Origin of the sequence: Geodermatophilus africanus, from assembly GCF_900107105.1 — a bacterium.
In the GTDB taxonomy this organism is placed as follows: domain Bacteria; phylum Actinomycetota; class Actinomycetes; order Mycobacteriales; family Geodermatophilaceae; genus Geodermatophilus; species Geodermatophilus africanus.
The window spans coordinates 105,950-127,130 of record NZ_FNOT01000010.1; the positions used below are offsets into that span (position 1 = coordinate 105,950).

20 protein-coding genes are annotated in these 21,181 nt (G+C 75.7%); 6 read left to right on the plus strand and 14 right to left on the minus strand.

Annotation, left to right across the window (positions count from 1 at the left end; genetic code table 11):
- Positions 1 to 10: 10 nt before the first annotated feature.
- Both BLW63_RS17585 and BLW63_RS17590 read right to left on the minus strand, forming a co-directional pair.
- Positions 11 to 388 carry a GntR family transcriptional regulator gene (locus BLW63_RS17585; protein ID WP_091159056.1) on the minus strand — a complete coding sequence of 126 codons (378 nt, stop codon included), beginning with the start codon at positions 386 to 388 and terminating at the stop codon, positions 11 to 13.
- A complete protein-coding gene (locus BLW63_RS17590) occupies positions 382 to 1,341 on the minus strand; it encodes a hypothetical protein (protein WP_091159058.1) in 960 nt (319 codons plus the stop codon). The genes BLW63_RS17585 and BLW63_RS17590 overlap by 7 nt, the downstream gene beginning before the upstream one ends.
- Before the next feature lie 120 nt (positions 1,342 to 1,461).
- Between BLW63_RS17590 and BLW63_RS17595 the strand changes: the two genes are divergently transcribed.
- Entirely contained in the window at positions 1,462 to 2,484 is a 1,023-nt protein-coding gene (locus tag BLW63_RS17595) for a class I SAM-dependent methyltransferase (protein WP_091159060.1), read from the plus strand.
- 71 nt (positions 2,485 to 2,555) lie between these two features.
- Here the strand turns inward: BLW63_RS17595 and BLW63_RS17600 are convergent, their stop codons facing one another.
- The 11 genes from BLW63_RS17600 to glgA form a co-directional block, all read right to left on the minus strand.
- On the minus strand, positions 2,556 to 4,058 hold the full coding sequence (locus BLW63_RS17600) for a phytoene desaturase family protein (RefSeq protein WP_091159261.1): 1,503 nt from the start codon (positions 4,056 to 4,058) through the stop codon (positions 2,556 to 2,558).
- A 71-nt stretch (positions 4,059 to 4,129) separates the two neighbouring features.
- A complete protein-coding gene (locus BLW63_RS17605; RefSeq protein ID WP_091159063.1) occupies positions 4,130 to 5,803 on the minus strand; it encodes a SpoIIE family protein phosphatase in 1,674 nt (557 codons plus the stop codon).
- Positions 5,804 to 5,905: 102 nt separating this feature from the next.
- Positions 5,906 to 7,009: a spore photoproduct lyase family protein gene (locus tag BLW63_RS17610; protein ID WP_091159066.1), complete on the minus strand. Its 1,104-nt coding sequence runs from the start codon at positions 7,007 to 7,009 to the stop codon at positions 5,906 to 5,908.
- A 58-nt stretch (positions 7,010 to 7,067) separates the two neighbouring features.
- Positions 7,068 to 7,628, minus strand: coding sequence for a signal peptidase I (gene lepB / locus BLW63_RS17615; protein ID WP_211517157.1), 561 nt, complete (start codon positions 7,626 to 7,628; stop codon positions 7,068 to 7,070).
- Between the two features lie 101 nt (positions 7,629 to 7,729).
- Complete coding sequence (locus tag BLW63_RS17620; protein ID WP_091159069.1) at positions 7,730 to 8,386, minus strand: hypothetical protein; 657 nt, start codon at positions 8,384 to 8,386, stop codon at positions 7,730 to 7,732.
- A complete protein-coding gene (locus BLW63_RS17625) occupies positions 8,383 to 10,350 on the minus strand; it encodes a multicopper oxidase domain-containing protein (protein ID WP_091159072.1) in 1,968 nt (655 codons plus the stop codon). The genes BLW63_RS17620 and BLW63_RS17625 overlap by 4 nt, the downstream gene beginning before the upstream one ends.
- Positions 10,351 to 10,484: 134 nt before the next feature.
- A complete protein-coding gene (locus BLW63_RS17630; protein WP_091159075.1) occupies positions 10,485 to 11,822 on the minus strand; it encodes a sensor histidine kinase in 1,338 nt (445 codons plus the stop codon).
- Entirely contained in the window at positions 11,812 to 12,489 is a 678-nt protein-coding gene (locus BLW63_RS17635; protein WP_170856834.1) for a response regulator transcription factor, read from the minus strand. The genes BLW63_RS17630 and BLW63_RS17635 overlap by 11 nt, the downstream gene beginning before the upstream one ends.
- A 227-nt stretch (positions 12,490 to 12,716) precedes the next feature.
- Positions 12,717 to 13,124 carry a response regulator gene (locus BLW63_RS26935; RefSeq protein WP_170856835.1) on the minus strand — a complete coding sequence of 136 codons (408 nt, stop codon included), beginning with the start codon at positions 13,122 to 13,124 and terminating at the stop codon, positions 12,717 to 12,719.
- A 188-nt stretch (positions 13,125 to 13,312) separates the two neighbouring features.
- Positions 13,313 to 14,059 (minus strand): ANTAR domain-containing protein, encoded by a 747-nt coding sequence (locus BLW63_RS17645; RefSeq protein WP_244522643.1) that lies wholly within the window; start codon positions 14,057 to 14,059, stop codon positions 13,313 to 13,315.
- 166 nt (positions 14,060 to 14,225) lie between these two features.
- Positions 14,226 to 15,398, minus strand: coding sequence for a glycogen synthase (glgA, locus tag BLW63_RS17650; RefSeq protein ID WP_091159268.1), 1,173 nt, complete (start codon positions 15,396 to 15,398; stop codon positions 14,226 to 14,228).
- Positions 15,399 to 15,518: 120 nt separating this feature from the next.
- Between glgA and glgC the strand changes: the two genes are divergently transcribed.
- Both glgC and BLW63_RS17660 read left to right on the plus strand, forming a co-directional pair.
- Entirely contained in the window at positions 15,519 to 16,739 is a 1,221-nt protein-coding gene (gene glgC / locus BLW63_RS17655) for a glucose-1-phosphate adenylyltransferase (protein WP_091159084.1), read from the plus strand.
- Positions 16,740 to 16,760: 21 nt separating this feature from the next.
- Positions 16,761 to 17,363: a 2'-5' RNA ligase family protein gene (locus BLW63_RS17660; protein ID WP_280140541.1), complete on the plus strand. Its 603-nt coding sequence runs from the start codon at positions 16,761 to 16,763 to the stop codon at positions 17,361 to 17,363.
- A gap of 59 nt (positions 17,364 to 17,422) precedes the next feature.
- Here the strand turns inward: BLW63_RS17660 and BLW63_RS17665 are convergent, their stop codons facing one another.
- On the minus strand, positions 17,423 to 18,067 hold the full coding sequence (locus BLW63_RS17665) for an O-methyltransferase (RefSeq protein WP_091159088.1): 645 nt from the start codon (positions 18,065 to 18,067) through the stop codon (positions 17,423 to 17,425).
- Between the two features lie 247 nt (positions 18,068 to 18,314).
- Between BLW63_RS17665 and sigE the strand changes: the two genes are divergently transcribed.
- Genes sigE through BLW63_RS17680 form a run of 3 tightly spaced genes read left to right on the plus strand, consistent with a single transcriptional unit; the run spans position 18,315 to position 21,099 of the window.
- Positions 18,315 to 18,908 (plus strand): RNA polymerase sigma factor SigE, encoded by a 594-nt coding sequence (sigE, locus tag BLW63_RS17670; RefSeq protein WP_091159090.1) that lies wholly within the window; start codon positions 18,315 to 18,317, stop codon positions 18,906 to 18,908.
- Entirely contained in the window at positions 18,905 to 19,498 is a 594-nt protein-coding gene (locus BLW63_RS28625; protein ID WP_091159092.1) for an anti-sigma factor family protein, read from the plus strand. The genes sigE and BLW63_RS28625 overlap by 4 nt, the downstream gene beginning before the upstream one ends.
- A gap of 35 nt (positions 19,499 to 19,533) precedes the next feature.
- A complete protein-coding gene (locus tag BLW63_RS17680) occupies positions 19,534 to 21,099 on the plus strand; it encodes a S1C family serine protease (RefSeq protein WP_091159095.1) in 1,566 nt (521 codons plus the stop codon).
- The last annotated feature ends 82 nt before the right edge of the window (positions 21,100 to 21,181 follow it).

The following is a 21,181-nucleotide window of genomic DNA, read 5'->3' on the forward strand; positions in this document are numbered from 1 at the left end:
AGGGGTCCTCTCAGCCGCGCGGGGCGGTCGCGGACCGGCGCAGCGCCCGTCGCACGGCGTCGAGGACGTCGGCCTCCGCCAGACCGAGCCGGCGCGCCGCGGCGACCAGCCGGCCGGCGGCCTCGGTCAGCTCCAGCTCGTCCGCCGTCGCCGTCGCGCTGACCACCGCGCCCCGGCCGCGGCGCAGCTCGATCAGTCCCTCGTCGCGCAGCTGCTGGTAGCCGCGCAGCACGGTGTGCACGTTGACGTCGAGCGAGGCGGCCAGGTCCCGGGCGGCCGGGAGCCGGTCGCCGGGGCCGACGGCGCCCGCGGCGATGTTGCGGCGCACCGCCGCGGCCACCTGGTCGCCCAGCGGGACCGGTGAGGCCGGGTCGATGCCGATCAGCACACCCGGCTCCGCTCGGCGAGGGTGTTGACCAGGGCGGCGGCGGTCGCGGCGTCGTCGACGGTCACGAGGAAGCGGGACCCGTCGGCGAGCTCCAGGTCCAGCGCCTCGCCGCTGCGGAGGAGGACCGCCGTCCGCTCGCCGCGCACCCGCAGCCCCCAGCCGCCGAGCTTCCGGGCGCGGACGTCGGACCGCCCGGCGCGGACCACACGGGTGAGCGGCACGTGCACGCGGGGGCGCGGGAGGAGGGTCGGGCGCGCGCTGACCCCGGTGTGGTCGACGGTGACCCGCACGGAGGCGGTGGGGGCCAGCGCGGCCGCCACGACCAGTGCCGGGACACCTGCGGTCGGGCCGGCGACGACGGCCAGCGCGACGCCCAGCCCGGCCAGCACCACGGCACCGGCCAGCACTGGCGGCGCCACCACCACGCGCGTCCACACGGCCCGGGTGCCCTCGGGCAGCTCGACCCGGGGCGCGTCCGGCGGTGGGGACTGCCGGGCCTCGGCCGGAGCGGGGCCCCGCGCGAGGGCCCACCCCAGCAGGCTGCCGCCGCCCAGCGCCACGAGCACGAGCGGGAGCAGCCACCTGGGCGCCGGCTCGCCCAGCAGGGTGCCGCGGTCGAGGCTGGTGGCGAGGAGCGCTCCGGCGCCTGCCGCCAGCAGCGCGGCCGACCCGGTCGCGGCCGTCGCGACGAGTCGCAGCCCGGCCGGGTTCCGGCGCACGTCGCGGGCCAGCAGACCCCACAGCAGGGTCAGCCCGGCGCCGACGGCGAGCGCCGCCGCCGCGAACGCCCCGACGGACGCGACGGCGTCGACGACGCCGTCGGGTCCGACGTGCGAGGCCACCCCCGCGGGGAAGCGGTCGCGCCAGGCCAGCGCAGCGAGGGCCACCGACCCCGTCGCCAGGAGGGGGGACCACGGGACGACCCTGACCGAGCGCTGCACCACGACCTCCACGTTGTTTGAGTTTCGCTATAACAAGTATGGCGCAACGACAGGGTGTCGGCAAGCACCGGCCCTGGCCGCCCGCCGGCCGGCTGCGCCAGAGTGGGCCGCCACCGACCCCGAGGAGCGTCCATGGCCCGGCCGTCCACCGTCCGCGGCGTGCTGGCTTTCCTGCGGGCTGGGGACCTCCGTGCCCGGCTGCGGGTGACGCGCGACGGCCGGGCCGCCGTCCGGCTGAACACCGGCGCGGCGGCGCTGCGCACCGGGGTGCTCGACGTCCTCGCCGGTGGTCCGGCCGCGACGTCCGAGCTGGCCCGGCGGCTGGGCACGCCCGAGGAGGACCTGCTGGCGGCCTTCCAGCGGGTCCTCGCCGCCGGCGGGCTGGTGCGCGAGGACCGCGGCCGGTGGTCGCTGACCGCAGGTGGGCGCGCCCTCGTGGACGACGACCTGGTGCGGGCGTCCCACGAGGCGTTCGCCGGCTTCCACACGGGCCTCTACCGGGAGCTCGGCCCGCTGCTGGCCGGCGGTCCGCGGCGGCGGGACGTCGTCGAGGAGGGCGGGGTGATCGCCCGGGTCTCGGCGGCCTTCGAGCCGTTCGTCGACCAGGTCCTGCGGGAGACGGTGGCGGCGGTCGCCCCACGGCGGGTGCTGGACGTGGGCTGCGGCGCGGGGCTGCAGCTGGCCGCGATGCTGGAGGCTGCACCCGGCGCGGAGGGCGTGGGGGTCGACACGGACGCCGACGCCGCCGTCCTGGCTGAGCGGACGCTGGCCGACCGGGGGCTGACCGGGCGGGCGCGGGTCCGCCGGGGTGACGCCCGGGACCTGGCCGGCGGCGCGGAGGCCCCGTTCGACCTCGTGCTGCTGGCCAACGTCGTCTACTACGTGCCGGTCGGGGAGCGGGTCCCCCTGCTGCGCTCGCTCGCCCGGCTGCTCACCCCTGGGGGCGTCCTCCTGGTCGTGACCACGGCTGCGACGCCGCAGCTGACCAGCCGGCACTTCGACCTGCTGCTGCGCGCGCAGGAGGGGGCGATGGAGCTGCCGGACGTCGACGTGCTGGTCGGTCAGCTGCGCGGGGCGGGACTCGAACCGGCCCCACCACGGCGGATCGCGCCCGGCATGCCGCTGGTCGCGGTCCCCGCCGTCCGCCCCACCTGACCGTTCCCGGGCGGCCCCCGTGCAGGGGCCCGCCACGACCGTGCGAGCGGTGGGGGGCTGGGGGTCCTCGTTCACCCCGGTCCGACGAGGCCCGCGACGATCTCCGCCGACAGCGCCACCAGCGGCAGGCCGCCACCGGGGTGCGACGAGCCGCCGACGAGGAACAGCCCCGGCACGGGCGAGGCGTTGGCCGGGCGCAGGAACGCCGCGCGAGCGCCGTTGCTCGACGTCCCGTAGATCGAGCCGCCGACGCTGCGGGTGTCGCGCTCGAGGTCGGCCGGCGTCCGGACGACGCACCAGCGCACCCGGTCGCGGACGTCCAGCCCGCGGCGGGCCAGCACGTCGAGCACCTGCTGCGCGTACCGGTCGGCCAGCCCGGGGGCGTTCCAGTCCACCCCGCCGGCCGGGTCGTGCCGAGGCGCGTTCACCAGCACGAACCACGACTCGCTGTCGTCGTCGGGACGGGTCGCCGGGTCGTCGGGGGCGCTCACGTACACGGTGGGGTCGGCGACGGGCTGCGGGGCGCCGCGGTGCCGGCCGACGCCGAAGACCGCGTCGAACTCGGCGTCGTAGTCGTCGGGGAACAGCACGGTGTGGTGCGCCAGCCCCGGCGTCCGCCCGCGCAGCGCGAGCAGCAGCACGAACCCCGAGAGCGACGGCGTGCTGCGGGTCAGGTCGCGGCGCACCCGCCGGGTCGGGCGCGAGGCGGGCAGCAGGTCGGCGTACAGCGTCGCGGCGTCCGCCCCCGAGACCACGACGTCGGCCCGCAGCACCTCCCCGTCGGCCAGCCGCACCCCGGCGACGCGGCCGCCCTCGACCAGCACCCGCTCGACGGGGGTCCCGGTGCGGACGACGGCGCCCCGCTCGACCGCCCGCACGGCCACCGCCTCGCCCAGCCGGCGCAGCCCGCCGCGCACGTACCAGGAGCCGAACCGCTGCTCGACGTACGGCACGGTCGCGAGCACCGCAGGGGCGCGCCGCGGGTCGGAGCCGGAGTAGGTGGCGTAGCGGTCGAGCAGCGTGCGCAGCCGCGGATCGGGCAGGTACGCCGTCCCCAGGCCGCGCAGCGTGCGCCACGGCGCGACCGTCGCGACGTCGGAGCCGCTGCGGGCCAGCCGGGCCAGCGTGGCCCCGCCGGCCAGCGGGGAGCGCAGGAACGGCTGCTCGGTCACCCGCCACATCGCCGCGGCCCGCGCCATCAGCGCCGCCCACGAGGCGCCGGCCCCCGCCCCCAGCGCGGCGTCCAGCGCGCCGGGGATCGCGGTGGCCCCGCCGGGCACGGACAGCGGCGTGCCGTCGGCGAAGCGGTAGGCGACGGCGGGGTCCAGGCGGACGAGGTCGACGGCGTCCTCGAGCGGCCCGCCGGTGGCCGCGAACAGGTCGCGGTAGAGCTGGGGCAGGGTGACCAGGCTCGGCCCGGTGTCGAAGCCGTGCCCGTCCCGGGCGTACCAGCCCAGCTTGCCGCCGACCTGCGGCGCCTGCTCGAGCACGGTCACCGCGTGGCCCAGGGCGGCCAGCCGGGCCGCCGCCGCCAGGCCGCCGAGGCCGGCGCCCACCACCGCCACCCGCGCCACGCCGCCACGGTACGGCGGCGCGCTGACGACCCCCGGGTGCAACCCCTCGGCACCCCGCCCGGGGGACGGCCTCAGCGCGGGACGGCGAGGGCCAGGACGGCGAGGTCGTCGGCCTCGTACCGGGAGTCGCGCAGTCGTTCCTCGACCGCGGCGGTGATGGCCTCGACGGTCGCCTCCGCGTCCCCGCAGCCCCCGGCGAGCACCCGGCACAACCCGTCCTCGCCGAACTGGACGCCGGCGTCGTCGCGGGCCTCGGTGACCCCGTCGGTGTAGAGCACCAGGGTCGACCCGGGGGGCAGCCCCACCTCGACCACCGGGACGTCGAGGTCCGCGGCGATGCCCAGCGGCCGGCCGGGCGCCCCGATCTCCCGCGGGCCCTCGGGGTCGACCAGCACCGGCAGCGGGTGCCCGGCCACGCCGACGCTCGCGCAGACGCCGTCCGGACCAGGGGAGAGCACCAGGCAGCAGGCGGTGACGAAGCGCAGCGGGCCGTCGGTCTGGGCGCGCAGCAGCGCTTCGTTCACCGCGCGCAGCACCTCGGCCGGGCCGGCGGTCGTCTCGGCCGCCGGGCTCGCCGCCGCCCGGGCGGTGTGCCGGGTCAGTGCCGTGACGGCCGCGGCCTCGGCGCCGGTGCCGCAGACGTCGGCGATGAGCACCAGCCAGCGGCCGTCGGGCAGCGGCATGACGTCGTAGGTGTCCCCGCCGACGAGTCCGGCGCCGCCGCCGGGCCGGTAGCGGGCGGCCAGCTCGACGCCGCGGATGGCCGGCAGGTGTGAGGGCAGCAGGCTGCGCTGCAGCGTCTCGGCGAGCTGCCGGACCTCCGACTCGGCGCGCAGCCGGCCCAGGAACTGGCCGATCTGCCGGCCGGCGTGAGCCAGCACGTCGAGCAGCTCGGCCGGCACCGGCCGCTCCTCCCGGGAGAACAGCTCGCACACCGCGAGCAGCTCGTCACCGTGCACCACGGGAAAGGCCACGCCGCTGCGGATCCCGTCGGCGCGCGCAGCCTCGGCCCGGAGGAAGGTCGGGTCCTCCCACAGGTTCCCGACGGCCACGGGCGACCGGCGGGTCCAGACCAGGCCCGGGAGGCCCGTGCCACGGCGGAATCGCTGCGCGCGGGATGCGGCGTGCAGGGCGCCCGGCTCCTGGTCGGGCGCGGTCCATGTGCCGACGTGGGACAGGCTGCCGGTCGTCCGATCGGGCTGCCAGAGCGTCGCGGTGTCCCAGTCCAGCTCGGTGCACAACGTCGGCAGCAGGTCGCGGAAGGCGACGTCGGCGTCGCGGGCCTCGGTGAGCGCCGCGGTCACCCGTAGCGTCGCGGCGAGGTAGCGGCTGACCTCGAACTGCCGCTCCAGCAGGATCGTCGTGCTCGCGTCCCGCAGGACGGCTACCACGAGGGGGTCGCCTGCCACCGGGGCCGGGTGCCGCAAGCGCGAGAGGGTGAGGTCGATAGGGACCTCGTGACCGTCGGCGTGCAGAGCGGGCACCTGCGTCGTGGACCCCACGAGTTTGCCCTCACCGGTCTCGCGGTAGCGCGAGAATCCGGCGCCGTGACCGGAGCGGAGCCGTTCCGGCATGAGCACCGTCAGGGACCGCCCCAGCAGGGCCTCCGGGCGGTGCCCGAGCAGCCCCTGGACCGCCCCGTTGACGTAGGCGATCCGACCGTCCCGGTCGGCGACGACCACGGTGTCGGGCAGCGCGGCCAGCAGGGCCGGCGCTGTCACTGCGGCGTCGTACTCGGACAGCATCCCCTCACCTCATCACCCCGGGGTTGCACACAGAGTCGCACACGTTGTGTCAGTGACCCAGCACGGCCCGTCGACAGGTCGACACGGAAACGGGCCGTTGCGTCAGAACGCGTAGCGGATGCGCAGCCACGGCGCGTGCGCGGCGACGAGCTCCTGCACCCGGGTCACACCGGCGCGCTTGACGTCGTTGCGGTAGCGCACGTTCCAGCTGCCGTTCTGGCTGCGCTTGGGCTGCTGCAGGTCCGGCCGCCAGAGCAGCTGCTCGGCCCTGGGGTGCCAGCCGAGGTTGACCTGGTGCAGGTCCCGGTTGTGGGTCAGCAGGATGACCTCGGCGGCGGCCTGGGCCTTGGCGGCGGGGGAGAGCTCGTCGTCCAGCCGGCGCAGCAGCTGCGCCCAGTCGGCCTCCCAGCCCTCGCGGAGGACGACGGGGGAGAGGTTGAGGTGCACCTCGTAGCCGGCCTCCACGAAGTCGTCCACCGCCGCGATCCGCTCGGCAACCCGGCTGGTGCGGATGTCGAGCACCTTGGCGTCGTCCTCGGGCATCACCGAGAAGCGGATGCGGGTGCGGCCCCGCGGGTCGAGCTCGAGCAGCTGCCGGTTGACGTACTTGGTGGCGAAGGAGGCCTTGGCCGTCGGCAGCTCGGCGAAGGTCGCGACCAGGTCGGCGACGTTGTCGCTGACCAGCGCGTCGACCGAGCAGTCGCTGTTCTCGCCGAGGTCGTACACCCAGGCCTCGGGATCGCACTGGTCGGGCTCGGTCTTGGGGCCCTGCCGGGCGACGTGCCGGCGCAGGTAACCGGAGATCTGCTCGATGTTGGTGAAGACGGTGATCGGGTTGGCGTAGCCCTTCTGCCGCGGGACGTAGCAGTACGCGCAGGCCATGGCGCAGCCGTTCGCCGTCGAGGGGGCGATCCAGTTCGCCGAGCGGCCGTTGGGCCGGGCGGTCAGCGACTTCTTGACGCCGAGCACCAGCGTCTCGGACTTCACGCGCACCCAGCGCTCGACGTTGCCCTCGTTGCCGTGCAGCTCCGGGATCTTCCAGTGCGAGGGCACCTCGACCACGTCTGCGCCGGGGAAGCGGGCCAGCACCTGCTGTCCGCGGGGGGAGGCGAGGGCGGCGGGCTCGGCGTAGACCTGGCGGACCTGCAGCAGGCGGGACAGGTCATCGGAGGGGGCGGGGGACGACGAGGCGGCAGGGCTTCCCACGCCCGGTACAGCACCAGGTGTCCGTGGGGTGTTCCGGCTGGTCGGCGCGCCGGACGGGTCAGCAGCCGGTGGACGGCGAGGGCAGCGGCCCTGGGGCGGGCCACAGCCGGCCGGTCACCGTCCCGACGAGCGAGGAGACCGGTACCGGGCCGAAGGCACGCGAGTCGACCGAGCCGTCGCGGGAGTCGCTGAGCAGGAACAGCTGGCCGTCGGGCACCGTCACCGGCCCGAACCAGACCCCGTCGAGACGGGCCGGGTCGATCGCCGGCTCGCAGACCGCCGTCCCGTCGACGACCAGGACGCCGTCCTCGATGGCCACCTCGTCGCCGCCCAGCGCGACCGCCCGCTTGACCAGCATCCCCTCGCCCAGCGGGTCGGTCACCGCGACGACGTCGCCGCGCTCCACCGGCCCCTGCCCGTGCCGCACGAGCAGCAGGTCACCGGGCGCGACGGTCGGCGTCATGCTGTCGGAGTGCACCCGCATCGGCTGCACCGGGAGCAGGCCGGAGGTCGCCGCCACCAGGAGCAGCGACGTCCCGGCGGCCAGCCACAGGGCGGCGTCGCGGAGCCGCCGCCAGTGCCGACCGCCGGAGCCGGAGCCGGCTCCGGCGGTCGGCACTGGGGCCGCCCCGGCACGGGGGGTCTCGTGCCGGGGGGAGCCGCCGCGGTCCCTGGTGCGGGGGTCACCGGGGACCGCGGCGGCAGTTCGGGGGGCGGTCCTCACCCGAGGACGCCGGTGAGCCAGAGCAGCCACGCCGCCCCGCCCAGGGCGAGCAGGCCGTTGAGTGCGCGGCCCCGCCAGGACGCCGGCAGCAGGGCCGCCAGCGCGGCGACGCTGAGCAGCTCGGCGGCGACCACGGCGGTGCCTACCGCCTCGGGGCCGTGCCCGCCGGCAGACGTCGGGAGCCCGTCCATCGCCACGGGCCCGGCGGCGCCCAGCGGCATGCCCTGGGCGAACTCGACGCCGGTCAGCGGGTCGATCGCGGTGGTCACCCGGCCGGGGACGTCGTGCTCGTGCCCGGCCGTTCCGGCGTCGTGCACCGCGAAGGCGTCCAGCAGCCCGGTCGTGTGCGCGAGGACGTAGAGAACGAGCAGCGCCACCGTGCCCAGCAGCGCTCCGGCGACCGGTACGCGACCCGGGCGGGTGCCGGCCCAGGCGCCGAGGACCAGCCAGGCGGCCAGCCCGGCCTGGGCCAGCGCCGTCAACAGGAAGAAGCCGACCGCCAGCTGACCCGCGGACAGGTGGTCGACCGCGGCGGCCACGTGCAGCCCGCCGGCCGCGGCCAGGCCCAGGGCCGCGGCCAGCTGCCATGTGGGGGTGCTGCGGCGGGACCGCAGCACCTCCCGGGGCGCCGGGGCGGGGGCGAGGGCGGTCACCGCGACCGCCGGCGGGGCGGAGTGGTCGAGGCCGAGGTCGGCGCCGGAGCCGGAGCCGGAGCAGTGGTGGTGCCACCGCCGCCGGCGGGAGCCGACGTGGTCGGTGCCGCCGGGGTGGGCGTCGTCGGCGCGGGGACCGTCGTGGTGCCGGTGCTGCCCGTGCCGGTGGTGCCGGTGGTCCCGGTGCTCGTGGTCCCGGTGGTCGCCGGCGGCGTGGACTCGACGAGCTCCTCCGCGAGCTCCTCGGCCTCCTCCGCCGCCTCCTCGAGCGCGTCCTCCATCTCGTCCGGGGTGCCGCCCTTGGGCGGCGCGGTGTTGATGGAGTCGCAGTCGATGTCGTGGTGACCCACCTGGTACTGGGTCATCATGTCGTGGTCCTCGTGGGAGAGGTTGTGGCAGTGGATCATGTACCGCCCCTCCTCGTGGTCGAAGCGCATGAGCAGCCGGACGGTCTCGCCCTCGCCGACGTAGACGACGTCCTTGGGGCCCAGCTCCTCCGGTCGCGGCGGCCGGCCGTTGCGGCTGAGGACCTGGAAGTCGATCAGGTGCACGTGCAGCGGGTGGAACCAGCCGCCGGAGGAGTTGTGGACCTCCCAGATCTCGGTGCTGTTCGGCGCGACGTTGGCGAAGACGTGCTCGTACTTGCTCTTCACGACGTCGTCCCAGGTCTCGCCGTTGATGACCCACAGGCCGTTGCTGCGCTCGAGCTCCATCCGCCGGGTGGCCACCGCCGCGGCGGGGTCGAGCGTCATCGTCGGGTGCACCGGGCCCAGCGCGCTGGGGATGCTGTTGCCCTCGGTGCTGGTGACCGTCGTCCCGACCTCGAACTGCATGACCTTGCCGGTGTGGTCGTAGTCCCGGGCGTTCTTCACGCCGCCGTTGAGCAGCTGGACCTTCGTGCCCTTGAGGTCGGCGAAGTCGATGACGATCTCGTAGCGCTCGGCCATGCCGATGGTCAGCGTGGTGACCGTCTGCGGCTTGGGCATGAAGCCGCCGTCGGTGGCGATGACCGTGAAAGGCTTGCCGTTGCTCAGCTTGAGCGTGTAGCCACGGGCCAGTGAGCCGTTGAGCACCCGGAACCGGTACTTGCGCGGCTCGACCTTCATCGTCGGCCACGGCACGCCGTTGACCAGGATGACGTCGCCGTAGAGGCCGGACTCCCCGTCGTCGTCCCACATCAGCTGGCCGTTCCGGGCGAACATGACGTCGCTGATGATCAGCGGGAACTCGTACTGCGGCCGGGTGGTGCCGACCTTGGCCCGGTCGTAGCGGGGGATGCCCAGGTCGCGCTCGAGCTGCTCGTCGACCACGTGGTACTGGGCGGCCAGGCCCATGTAGACGTTCTGGGCGGTGTGGTGCACGCCGTGGTCGTGGTACCAGAGCGTCCGCGGCGAGCAGTTGTTCGGGTACATGTAGTTCTTCCACTCGCCCGGCTGCGTGAGGTCGCCGGCGTAGCCGTCGAACTGCGGCTTGGACGGCGAGCCGTGCAGGTGGGTCGAGGTCCAGGGGACGTAGCCCAGGGTCGGGTGCTTCGCCGGCAGCTTGTTGATCTGCTGCATGACGACCCGGCGGGTCTGCGTGCCGTTCTGGTAGACGCGGATGGTGGGGCCGGGGACCAGGCCGTTGTAGCCCCACACCGTCGTCTTGACGCCCTTGATGAACTCGACCTGCGCCGGCCGGTGCTCGATCCGGTAGTAGTCGGTGCCGACGTACGCGCCACCGGTGACGGGGGTCGTCGTCCCCGGCACGGTGCCGTAGCTGTTGCCCGGCTTGTCGTCGGACCGGTACGGCGCCAGCACCGGCGGGGCGGTGAAGGCAGCGACGTAGGGCCGCGGCATCTTCTTCTGGTCGAGCTCCGAGGCGGTCCGGGCCGAGAGGACAGCCTGGTACGGCAGGGCCATGGCCGCAGTACCGGCCAGCGACACCTTCAGGACGTCGCGGCGGTTCAGGCTGGGCGACTGCATCGGGGGGCTCCTCACTCACCATTCGTGATCGATGGAGGAACGCTCCCGCGTCCGCCTCCCTCGTCACAGCCGCGTGGTGGGGGGCGGGGGGGCCCCGCAGTTGGGGGGTCCGTGCAGGTCAGCCGCTCGTGGCGTCACTGTGCGTGGTGCAGCGGCAGCACAGCGGTCAGCAGAGCGCCGCCACCGACGCGGTCACTGAGTGTCACGGTGCCCCCCAGGTCGACGACCCGGTCGCGGAGCAGCGACAGCCCCAGGTGGCCCTCGGCGCGCTTGTCGGTGGACGCCGGGAAGCCGACGCCGTCGTCGGCGACCTCGAGCCGGACGGCGGGCGCGCCGCGCAGCTCGGTCTCCTCGAGGGTGACCCACGCGCACTTGGCCTGCGCGTGGTGGGCGACGTTGGCCAACGCCTCCTTGGCGGTGCGGTAGAGCACCGCGGTGACCTCCGGCGACGTCTCCGGCAGCGGGGCGGCGTCGATGAGCACCTCGATGTCGGCCGCGCGCAGCGGCTCGGCGACGTCGGCGATGGCCACGCCCAGTCCCGGCCCGCTGAGGTCGGGCGGGTAGATGTCGACCATGAGCCGGCGCAGCGACTGGACGGCGTGCCGGACGGCGCCCACCAGCTTGTCGACGGTCGGCTGCCGCTCCTCGGGCAGGCTGCCGCGCAGCGCGGAGAGGGCGTAGCTCACGCCGGCGAGGTCCTGCACCGGCCCGTCGTGCACGTCGGCGGCGATCGCGCGCCGCTCCCGGTCGGAGGCCTCGATGGTGCGCTGCACCAGCGCCGTCCGCTCGGTCTCCTGGCGGCGCACGCGGCGGGCCAGCGACGTCGCGATCGGCACCTGAACCAGCTGCAGGACGACGAGCGCCCCGATGGCCATCGGGATGATCTGGCCGCGCAGCCGGGCCGCCTGGCGGTCGATGCCGTCGTAGGAGAAGTACGCCTCGAAGGCCAGCTGCTCACCGGCGACGGTCAGCGGGGTGTAGACCTCCAGCAGGGTCCGCGGCCCGTCGCCCGGCGTGGTCTCGGACGCCTCGTCGACCTCGGAGACGGTGGTCCCGCCGATCGCGGCCAGCAGCCCGTCCGAGGGCGCGATGACCCGGCCCTGCTGTCCGTCCTCGCTGGAGTAGACGATCTCGCCGTTGGCCCGCCAGACGACCATGCGGGTCACCGACCCGTCGCTCATCCGGTTCCGGACGTCCCGGTCGAGCTCCTCCCACCGCCCCGGGACACCCGCCAGCGCGTCGGCGAGGACGGGAGCGACCAGCAGCTCGGCCAGTCGCTCGGCCATGCCCTCGGCCTCGTCGAGCGCGTTGTCCCGCGCGATCCGCTCGCTCAGCCACACCGTGCCCGCCGAGACGGCGAGCAGGACCAGCAGCGCGACCGCGCAGAAGGCGGCCAGCTCGCGGCCCCAGGCCGTGCGGCGACGCGCGGGAGCGCTCAGCGGGGTGGGGGAGGAGCCGGGCTCAGCGCTCATCCGCGGTGCTGAGGAGCCCCAGCTGCTGGGCCTTGACGACCGCCTCCAGCTGGGAACGGACACCGAGCTTGGCGTGCAGCGACTTCACGTAGCCCCGGCAGGTCTCCAGCGTGATGCCGAGCACCCGGGCGATCGCCTTGACCTGCATGCCGCGACCGAGGCAGTCGAGGACCTCCTGCTCCCGACGGGTCAGCTGCGGCACCGCGCCCGGCGTGCCGGCCGACGGGGTGCGCGGGGCGCCGCCGGCGAAGGTCGAGGGTGCGACGAGCATCTGGCCCGGCTGGACCCGGGAGAGGACGTCGATCATCTCGGCCAGCGAGCCGTCCTTCGGGATGAACGCCGAGGCGCCGGCCTGCGCGGCCCGGACCACCCAGTCGGGGTCGCGGTGGGCGGTGACCACGGCGACGACGGCGTCCGGGGCGACCTCGCGGATGCGGCGGGTGGCCGCCAGCCCGTCCTGGCGGGGCATCTCGATGTCCATCACCACGATGTCGGGCTGCAGCTCCTGCGCCATCGCCACCGCCTGCGCCGCCGAGTGGGCGGTGCCGACCGCGTCCATCCCGGCCGAGGCCAGCGCCCCGGAAAGGAGCTCGGCGAAGGTGCGGTGGTCGTCGACCACCAGGACCCGCGCCAGGTCGGTCGGCCGCTCCACCTGGGCAAGCGTCATGAGAACCCCCGTTGTCATCCCGTGCCCCGGCCCGCCGCTGCGAGGGAGCGTGATCATGGGACCCGACGCGCGGCTGTCTGGCCAGGCCCGTTACCCCGAATCAGGACGAAGGTCCCGGGTGCTGCCGGGCACACCGCGCGCGTCACGACTCTCCGTGAGGCGGCTGGCGGCGTTCGGTACGGGGCTGTTCACTCCCAGGAGTGAGCCGCTGGCGCCCCGTAGGGGCCTCAGTTGCCGGTCGCGGAGGCGGCTGCGGCGCTCCAGGCGGTGCCGCCGGCCGCCACGGCCCGCACGTGGCCGGGCAGCGCCCCGGGGTCATCGTCCTTGAGCAGGTACCCCACGACGCCGATCTCCCGGGCCTCCCGCACCAGCGCCGGGGTCAGCGACCCGGTCAGGACGACGACGCGCGACTCCGGGCGCTCGTCGAGCAGTTCGCGGGCGGCCTGCAGGCCGGTCACCCGCGGCATGGCCAGGTCCAGCAGGACGACGTCGGGCCGGGTGCGCCTCGCGGCTTCGAGCACCTGGGCGCCGTCCTCGCACTCGGCGACCACGGTGAGGTCGTCGCTGGCGCTGAGCAGCTCGACCAGGGAGTCCCGGACGAACGCGTGGTCGTCCGCGAGCAGCACCGTGATCACGCGTCTCCTCTCCTGTCCGCAGCGTTGCGGTCGTGTCCCAGCCCGTCGGCGGCCCCGGTGCCGGTCCAGCGGCACGAGATGAGTCTGCCCACCGGCCCTGCCCGGGGACAGCCCGACCCCCGGGGGTGCCCGACCCCCAACCTCGGGGGCCGGACCGGAAGAGACCGGTGACCCAGCGTGAGGTCGGGTCAGTCGTGGGTGGTCGGCGTGTGCCCGTCCGGCTGCAGGAGCTCGTCGGGGTCGACCCGGCCGGCGACGACGTCCCCGGCGAGGTCGTCCACCGTGCGCCCGCTCGCGCGGGCCGCGGCGCGCAGCACGTCGAGGGCCGCGGACTCGCTCAGCTGACGGGTCAGGACGACGAAGCCGATCGCCGTCCACACCAGGCCGCGGTCGCGTGCCGCCGGGCCGTGCAGCCAGGCCGGGCCGCCCTCCGGTGACCACGGCGCCCAGACGGTGGCGTCGCCGAGCGCCGCGCTGGTGAGGTCGCCCACGGCCATGGCCTCGAAGACGTCGAGGTCGGGGACGGTGCTCTCGTCGGTGAAGAACAGGTCCATGGCCCCGGGGCCGGCCAGGGTCTCGCCGATCGGCAGGGCGACCACTGCGCGGTAGGGCGTGTGCTCGGCCAGCAGCCCGGCGAACGCCCCCCACCGTCGCTGCAGGTCGGAGAACGCCGCGAACACCGGCTCCTGATACCGCTGGGCGGCTTCGCAGGGGCCCTGCCCGGCGGTGAACTGCAGCCGCTCGGCGAGCGAGGCGGTGCCCGTGCTGGCCCCGAGGGGCACCCGCGCCTCCCCGGCGCTGCCCACGCTGAGCCCCACGCCCTCGACCCCGAGCGTCCGGGCGCAGGCGCGCGCGAGCCGCACGGGGAGCAGTTCGGGGTCGGCGGGCTCGGGGACCCCGTCCAGCGCGGCACGGAAGCGCGTGGCGATCGACACGCACCGATCATCCAGCATGTCCGCGGACCGCCGGGTCCGGGGGATCCGGTTCCGCATCAGGGGGCGAGCTGCTCCGACCGGTGGGTGTGGGCCGCCTCGCGCACCGCGTCGTCGGACTCCAGCCCTCCACCCACGGCGCCGCCCACGGTCGCCGGGGCGGCCGCCCTCAGCCCCGGGCCGCGATCACCGCGCGGTAGACGTCCACGGTCTGCTGGGCGATCGCCGGCCAGCCGAACTCGGCGAGCACCCGCTCACGACCCGCGGCGCCCATGCGGGCGGCCCGCTCCGGGTCGTGCAGCAGCTCGGTGACGCGTGCGGCCAGGCCCGACTCGAAGGCGGCGGCGTCGTCGGGGTCGTAGGGGACCAGCAGGCCGGTCCGCCCGTCGGCGACCACCTCGGGGATGCCGCCCACGGCGCTGGCGACGACGGCGGTGCCGCACGCCGCGGCCTCGAGGTTCACGATCCCGAGCGGCTCGTAGACCGAAGGGACGACGAACACCGTCGCGCCGGTGATCAGCGGCACGAGCTGCTCGCGCGGCAGCATCGCCTCGATCCACACCACGCCGTCCCGCCGGGACTGCAGCTCGGTCACCGCGTCGGCGACCTGCTGCCGCTCGGCCGGGGTGTCGGCGGCGCCGGCGCACAGCACCAGCCCGGCGTCCTCGGGCAGCTGCTCGGCGGCCCGCAGCAGGTGGGCGACGCCCTTCTGCCGGGTGATCCGGCCGACGAACAGCGCGTACGGCCGGTCGGGGTCCACCCCGAGCGAGCGGACGACGTCGGGGTCGGGCACCGGCCGGTAGGCCTCGGCGTCCACCCCGTTGCCGACGACGTGCACGCGGGCCGGATCGAGGTCGGGGTAGGCGTCGAGCACGTCGTCGCGCATGCCGTTGCTGACCGCGATGACGCCGTCGGCGGCCAGGTAGGCGGTGCGCTCCACCCAGGAGGACAGCCGGTAGCCCCCGCCGAGCTGGTCGGCCTTCCACGGCCGGCGCGGCTCGAGCGAGTGCGCCGTCACCACGTGCGGGGTGCCGTGCACCAGCGAGGCGAGCAGGCCGGCGCCGTTGGCGTACCAGGTGTGGCTGTGCACCAGGTCGGCCCCGGCCAGCGCCCCGGCGATCTCGACGTCCACCCCGAGCGCCTGCAGCGCGCCGTTGGCGCCCTGCAGCCCGGCCGGGACGTCGTGCCCGGTCGCGTCCGCCCGCGGTCCGCCGAAGCAGTGGACGTCGAGGTCGGGACCGTCGGGCAACGCGCGCAGTGCCGCCGCGAGGTGCTCCACGTGCACTCCTGCGCCGCCGTAGACGTCCGGCGGCCACTCCCGGGTCACGATGCCGATGCGCACCCGGGTCACCCTAGAAGGACCCCGTCCTCCCCGCCCCTCGCGAGCTCGCGGCGGTGCCCTGGACGGGGCCGGCGCACGATTCTGCAGCGCCTGCGCCGATCAACGGATACCTTGCGACCCATGCGTGGCGGTCCTCGGGTTCTCGGCATCGTCCTGGCCGGTGGTGAGGGCAAGCGGTTGGCCCCCCTGACGCAGGACCGGGCCAAGCCGGCCGTGCCCTTCGGCGGCAACTACCGGCTCATCGACTTCGTCCTGTCCAACCTGGTGAACGCCGACATCCGGCAGATCGCGGTGCTCACCCAGTACAAGAGCCACAGCCTCGACCGGCACATCACCACGACGTGGCGGCTCTCGCAGATGCTCGGGAACTACATCACCCCGGTGCCCGCGCAGCAGCGCCTCGGCCCCCGCTGGTACACCGGCAGCGCGGACGCGATCTTCCAGAGCCTCAACCTGATCTACGACGCGCGGCCGGACATCGTCGTCGTCTTCGGCGCCGACCACGTGTACCGGATGGACCCGGGGCAGATGATCGACCAGCACCTGCGCACCGGCGCCGGCGTCACGATCGCCGGGCTGCGCGTGCCCCGCCACGAGGCCACCGAGTTCGGCGTCATCGACGCCGACGGCGAGGGCCGGGTGCGCGGCTTCCTGGAGAAGCCGGCCGACCCGCCCGGGCTGCCGGACTCGCCCGAGGAGAGCTTCGCCTCCATGGGCAACTACGTGTTCACCACCGACGCCCTGCTCGAGGCGCTGCGCAAGGACGCCGAGGACGAGGACTCGGTGCACGACATGGGCGGCTCGATCATGCCCATGTTCGCCGACGCCGGTGACGCGTGGGTCTACGACTTCTCGACCAACATCGTCCCGGGCGCGACCGAGCGCGACCACGGCTACTGGCGCGACGTGGGGACCATCGACTCCTACTTCGACGCGCACCTCGACCTGGTCTCGGTCACCCCGGTCTTCAACCTCTACAACGACCGCTGGCCGATCCTCACCCTGCCGCCGCAGCAGCCGCCGGCGAAGTTCGTGCTCGGCGGGCGGGCCGAGGAGTCGATGGTCAGCGCCGGCGCGATCATCGGCGGCGGCTCGGTGCACAACTCGGTCGTCTCGCCCGGGGTGCGCGTCGAGCGGGGCGCACGGGTCGAGGACAGCGTGCTCATGGACGGGGTGTACGTCGGCGAGGGCGCCTACGTCCGGCGGGCCATCCTCGACAAGAACGTCGTCGTCCCGGACTGGACGCGCATCGGCGTCGACCTCGCCGCCGACCGCGAGCGCTACCACGTCAGCGCCGGCGGCGTGACGGTCCTCGGCAAGGGTGCCCGAGCCCTCCGCTGAACGGCCCCTGTGAGGACCGTCGTGCCCCCCGACCCTCGCTCCGCTCGGCCCGGGCCCCTGTACGAGGGCCGTTCCAGCGCGTCACCTCTGGTCGTCACGCTGCTGCTGGAGCCCGGGGCGCAGGAGCGGTTCGACCGGCTGCGGGCGGCGCACTTCCCGGCCCGGCCCCTTCCAGGGGCCCGCCCCGAGCGTGCGAGGGGTGGGGGGGAAGGGGTGTTTCGACTCGCCGCGCACGTCACGCTCTTCCACGCGCTGCCCGGCGAGCAGGTCGACGCGGTGTCGGCCGACCTCGCCGACGCGGCCCGCCGGCCCGCCTTCGACGTCGCCGTCACCGGCCTGCGGCTGTTGGGCCGGGGCGTGGCCTACACGCTGGACGCCCCGGAGCTGACCGCACTGCGCGGGGGGCTGGCGGCCGCCTGGGATCCCTGGCTCACCCCGCAGGACCGGCAGCGGCACGCGCCGCACGTGACGGTGCAGAACAAGGTCGACCCGGCGGTTGCCCGCGCGCTGCGGGACCGGCTCGCCGCGGAGTTCGTGCCGCACCGGGTCGGCGCACGCGGTCTGGGGCTGTGGCGCTACCTCGGCGGGCCGTGGGCACCGCTCGCGGAGCACGCGTTCGGCTGAGAAAGGACCCCGTCCTCCTCACGCCTCGCACGCTCGGCGCGAGCCTCGGGACGGAGCCGTCAGCGGCGGCGGGTGGCGACGAGCAGGCCGGCCCCGATCGGGAGGACCGCGGAGGTCAGGTGCTCGTGCTCGCGGACGGCGCGGGCGACGTCCCGCCAGGCCGCCGTCTGGTCGTCGCGAGCACGGGGGTCGGCGATCCGGTCCCCGTCCAGCAGCCCGTGGCAGACCACGGTGCCGCCGAGGCGGACCAGCTCGACCAGCGCGCCGAGGTGCGCGGCGTACTGGGTGGGCGCCCCGGCGCAGACCACCATGTCGTAGGCCCCCGGTGACAGGCGGGGGAGCACCTCACCGGTCGTGCCGAAGATCATCCGGGTGCGGCCGGGCGGGTGGCCGGCCTCGGCGAAGGCGCGACGGGTGGCCCGCAGCGCCTCGGCGTCGCCGTCCAGGACGGTGAGGACGCCGTCGGGGCGCATCCCCTCCAGCAGCCACAGCCCGGCCACGCCGCCGCCGCTGCCGATCGACACCACGGTGCGGGCCGCGGCCCCGGCCGCCAGGACGGCCAGGGTGGCGCCCACGGCCGGCGTCACGGCCGGAGCGCCGGCCAGCCCCGCCGCGCGGGCCCGGGCCGACACCAGCGCGGGGGTCTCGGCGGCGAAGCGGTCGGCGTACGCGGCGCCGTCCCGCCCGGGTGCCTCGGTGCTCACCGCCGGCCCCAGGCAGCTCGCTGCGATGCTCGCCGGCTCGTCGTCCCCGCGGCGATCGTCACCGGCCGAGGGTAGTGGCCGGGTGCCTCCCGGCCCGGCCGGCTGCGCAGCTGTGAGGTCCCTGTGAACGGGAACACCGCCCCTCCTCCGGCCCGTTGGACCGGTCGTGCGCCCCGAGAGAGCCGCCCCTGCCCGACCCACCGACGTCGGGGGGTCGACGACGGCTCCGGTCTGCGATCCTGGGACCGTGCCCGACCCCGTCGACACCACCCCCGCCAGGACCGAGGCCTGGGTCGCGCCGACCTGGGAGCAGGTCGTGCGCGACCACTCCGCGCGGGTGTACCGGCTGGCCTACCGGCTCTCGGGCAACCCGCAGGACGCCGAGGACCTGACCCAGGAGACCTTCGTCCGGGTCTTCCGCTCGCTCGCCGACTTCTCGCCGGGCACCTTCGAGGGCTGGCTGCACCGCATCACCACCAACCTCTTCCTCGACATGGTGCGGCGCCGGCAGCGGATCCGGTTCGACGCCCTGCCCGAGGACACCGAGCGGCTGCCCGGGACGGCGCCGAGCCCCGAGCAGGTCTACTCCGACACCCACCTCGACCCGCAGGTGCAGGCCGCGCTCGACGCGCTCTCCCCGGAGTTCCGCGTCGCCGTCGTCCTCTGTGACATCGAGGGGCTGACCTACGAGGAGATTGCGGCGACCCTGGGCATCAAGCTCGGCACGGTGCGCAGCCGCATCCACCGCGGCCGCGTCCAACTGCGCGAGGCGCTCGCGCACCTGGCCCCGCGCCGGCCCGGGAGCGCCCAGGACGCCGTCGCAGAGGGGAGCACGGGGTGAACATCCCGGAGAGCCACCTGGCCCAGGAGGCCATCGCCGCCCTCGTCGACGGCGAGCTCGGCGGCGGTCCCGCCGCCCGGGCGGCCCGCCACCTGACCGGCTGCGCCCAGTGCCGGATGGCCGTGCAGGCGCAGCGGGAGGCCAAGGAGGCGCTCCACGCCTCGTCGGACGTCGCCGTCCCCGGTGACCTGTTGTCCCGGCTGTGCGCCATCCCGTTCACCGCCGACGTCCCCGGCGCCGGGGGCGGGCTGGGCGCGCTGAGCGCCGGCCCCGGCCAGCTCACCATCAGCGGGAGCACCGGCTCGTGGTCGGTGCCGCTGGAGCCGGGCCCGGGGGGCAGCGACCGGCCCGGGTACGCCCGCTGGCTGCGCCGCGGCTTCACCGGGGCGCTGGGCGTCCTCGGCATCGGGGTCACGGCGCTGGCGCTCAACCTGCCGGCCGGCAGCTCCGACGGCGCCCGCCCGTCATCGGAGTCGGTGGCCCGCGGCTCGTTCGAGGAGCGCACCGAGATCGTCCCGCCGGTGGTGCGCGCGACCACCGTCGGCACCGGCGGCGTCGCGCCCACCGTGCACCCGGGCGGGACGCCCTGACCAGCCGAGCCGGCACCCGCTCGGGGGAGGACCCCGTGGACCCGCGGACACCTGACCCGTCCGGCGGCGACGGCCGCCCCGAGCCGACCGTGCCCGACGAGGCCTTCGCCCGGCCCCGGGACGGTGTCGGCGGCTTCGACCCGCCGTCCCGTCCGCAGCCCGAGCCGGCGCGGACCCCCGCGCCCAGCCCCGCCCAGCAGGCCGCCTTCGGGCGGCCCGCCGCCGTGCAGGGCGGCTTCGCCGGGGACCGGCCCGTCCCGCCGGCCCGCCCGCTGCCTCCGCCGCCGCCGGAGGCGGTGCTGCGCGCCTTCGCCCCCGGAGCCGGCCAGCGCGGCCTGCAGGAGCCGCCCGGCGGCCGGCCGGGCCGGCGGCGCACCGCCACCGGCCCGTGGTGGAAGGCCGACGCCCGCTCCGACCCCTGGCGCGACCCGCACGCCCCCGCCGGTCTCACCGGCCCGGCCGTCTTCGACGAGCCCGAGCAGCAGGCCGGCCCCGTCGTCGTCGACGCCAAGGGGCGCCGGCGGCTGCGGCTGGCCGACCTGTCGATCCGGCTGTCGGTGCTCGCCCTGCTCGCGGTGCTCCTCACCGGCCTGGTCGGCGGCGCCGCCGGCTACTGGCTGACCCGCACCGCCGACGAGTCGCCGCTGCTGGCCCCGGGCACGCAGCTGAGCCAGACCGAGGAGGGGACCGCCCGCGAGCCGGGCTCGGTCTCCGACATCGCCTCGCGGATCACCCCGGCCGTCGTCTCGGTCGAGGTCCGCATCGGCGAGGCCGGCGCCACCGGGTCGGGGGTCGTCGTCGACGGCGAGAACGGCTACATCGTCACCAACAACCACGTCATCTCCGGCGCCGACGGGGTCGAGGGCGCCGAGATCCGCGCGGTGTTCTCCGACGGCAGCGGGTCCGCGGCGCGCATCGTCGGCCGCGACCCGGCCAGCGACCTCGCCGTCCTCAAGGTGGAGAAGCCCGGGCTGCTCACCGCCGCGCTGGGCAGCTCCGGCGACGTCGTCGTCGGCGACCCCGTCGTCGCGATCGGCTCGCCGCTGGGCCTGGCCAGCACGGTCACCAGCGGCATCGTCAGCGCGCTGGACCGGCCGGTCCGGCTGGCCGGCGAGGGCAGCGACACCAACGCGGTGATCAGCGCGGTGCAGACCGACGCCCCGATCAACCCGGGCAACTCCGGCGGCGCGCTGGTCAACGGCGCCGGCGAGGTCATCGGCATCAACACCGCGATCGCCTCGGTCGGCGGCGGCAGCGTCGGCCTCGGCTTCGCCATCCCCGTCGACACCGTCCGCGACATCTCCGAGCAGCTCATCGGGACCGGGCGCGCGGTGCACGCCTCGCTCGGGGTCAGCGCCCGCTCGGTCACCGACGGCACCCGGGACGGCGCGCTGGTGGTCAACGTCGAGCCGGGCAGCGCGGCGGCCGACGCCGGCATCCGTGAGCAGGACGTCGTCATCGCCGTCGACGGCGAGCCGGTGGGCAGCTCGGAGGAGCTCGTCGTGGCCGTCGACTCCCACGAACCCGGCGAGACGATCGGCCTCGAGGTGGTGCGGGGCGGGTCCTCGACGACGGTCGAGGCGACCCTCGACGAGGCGTGAGAGGACCCCTCATCCCCACCCTCGCGGGCTCGGGGCGGTGCCCTGGAGGGGATCACCCTGCGCCCCGCCACTCGCAGGCTCG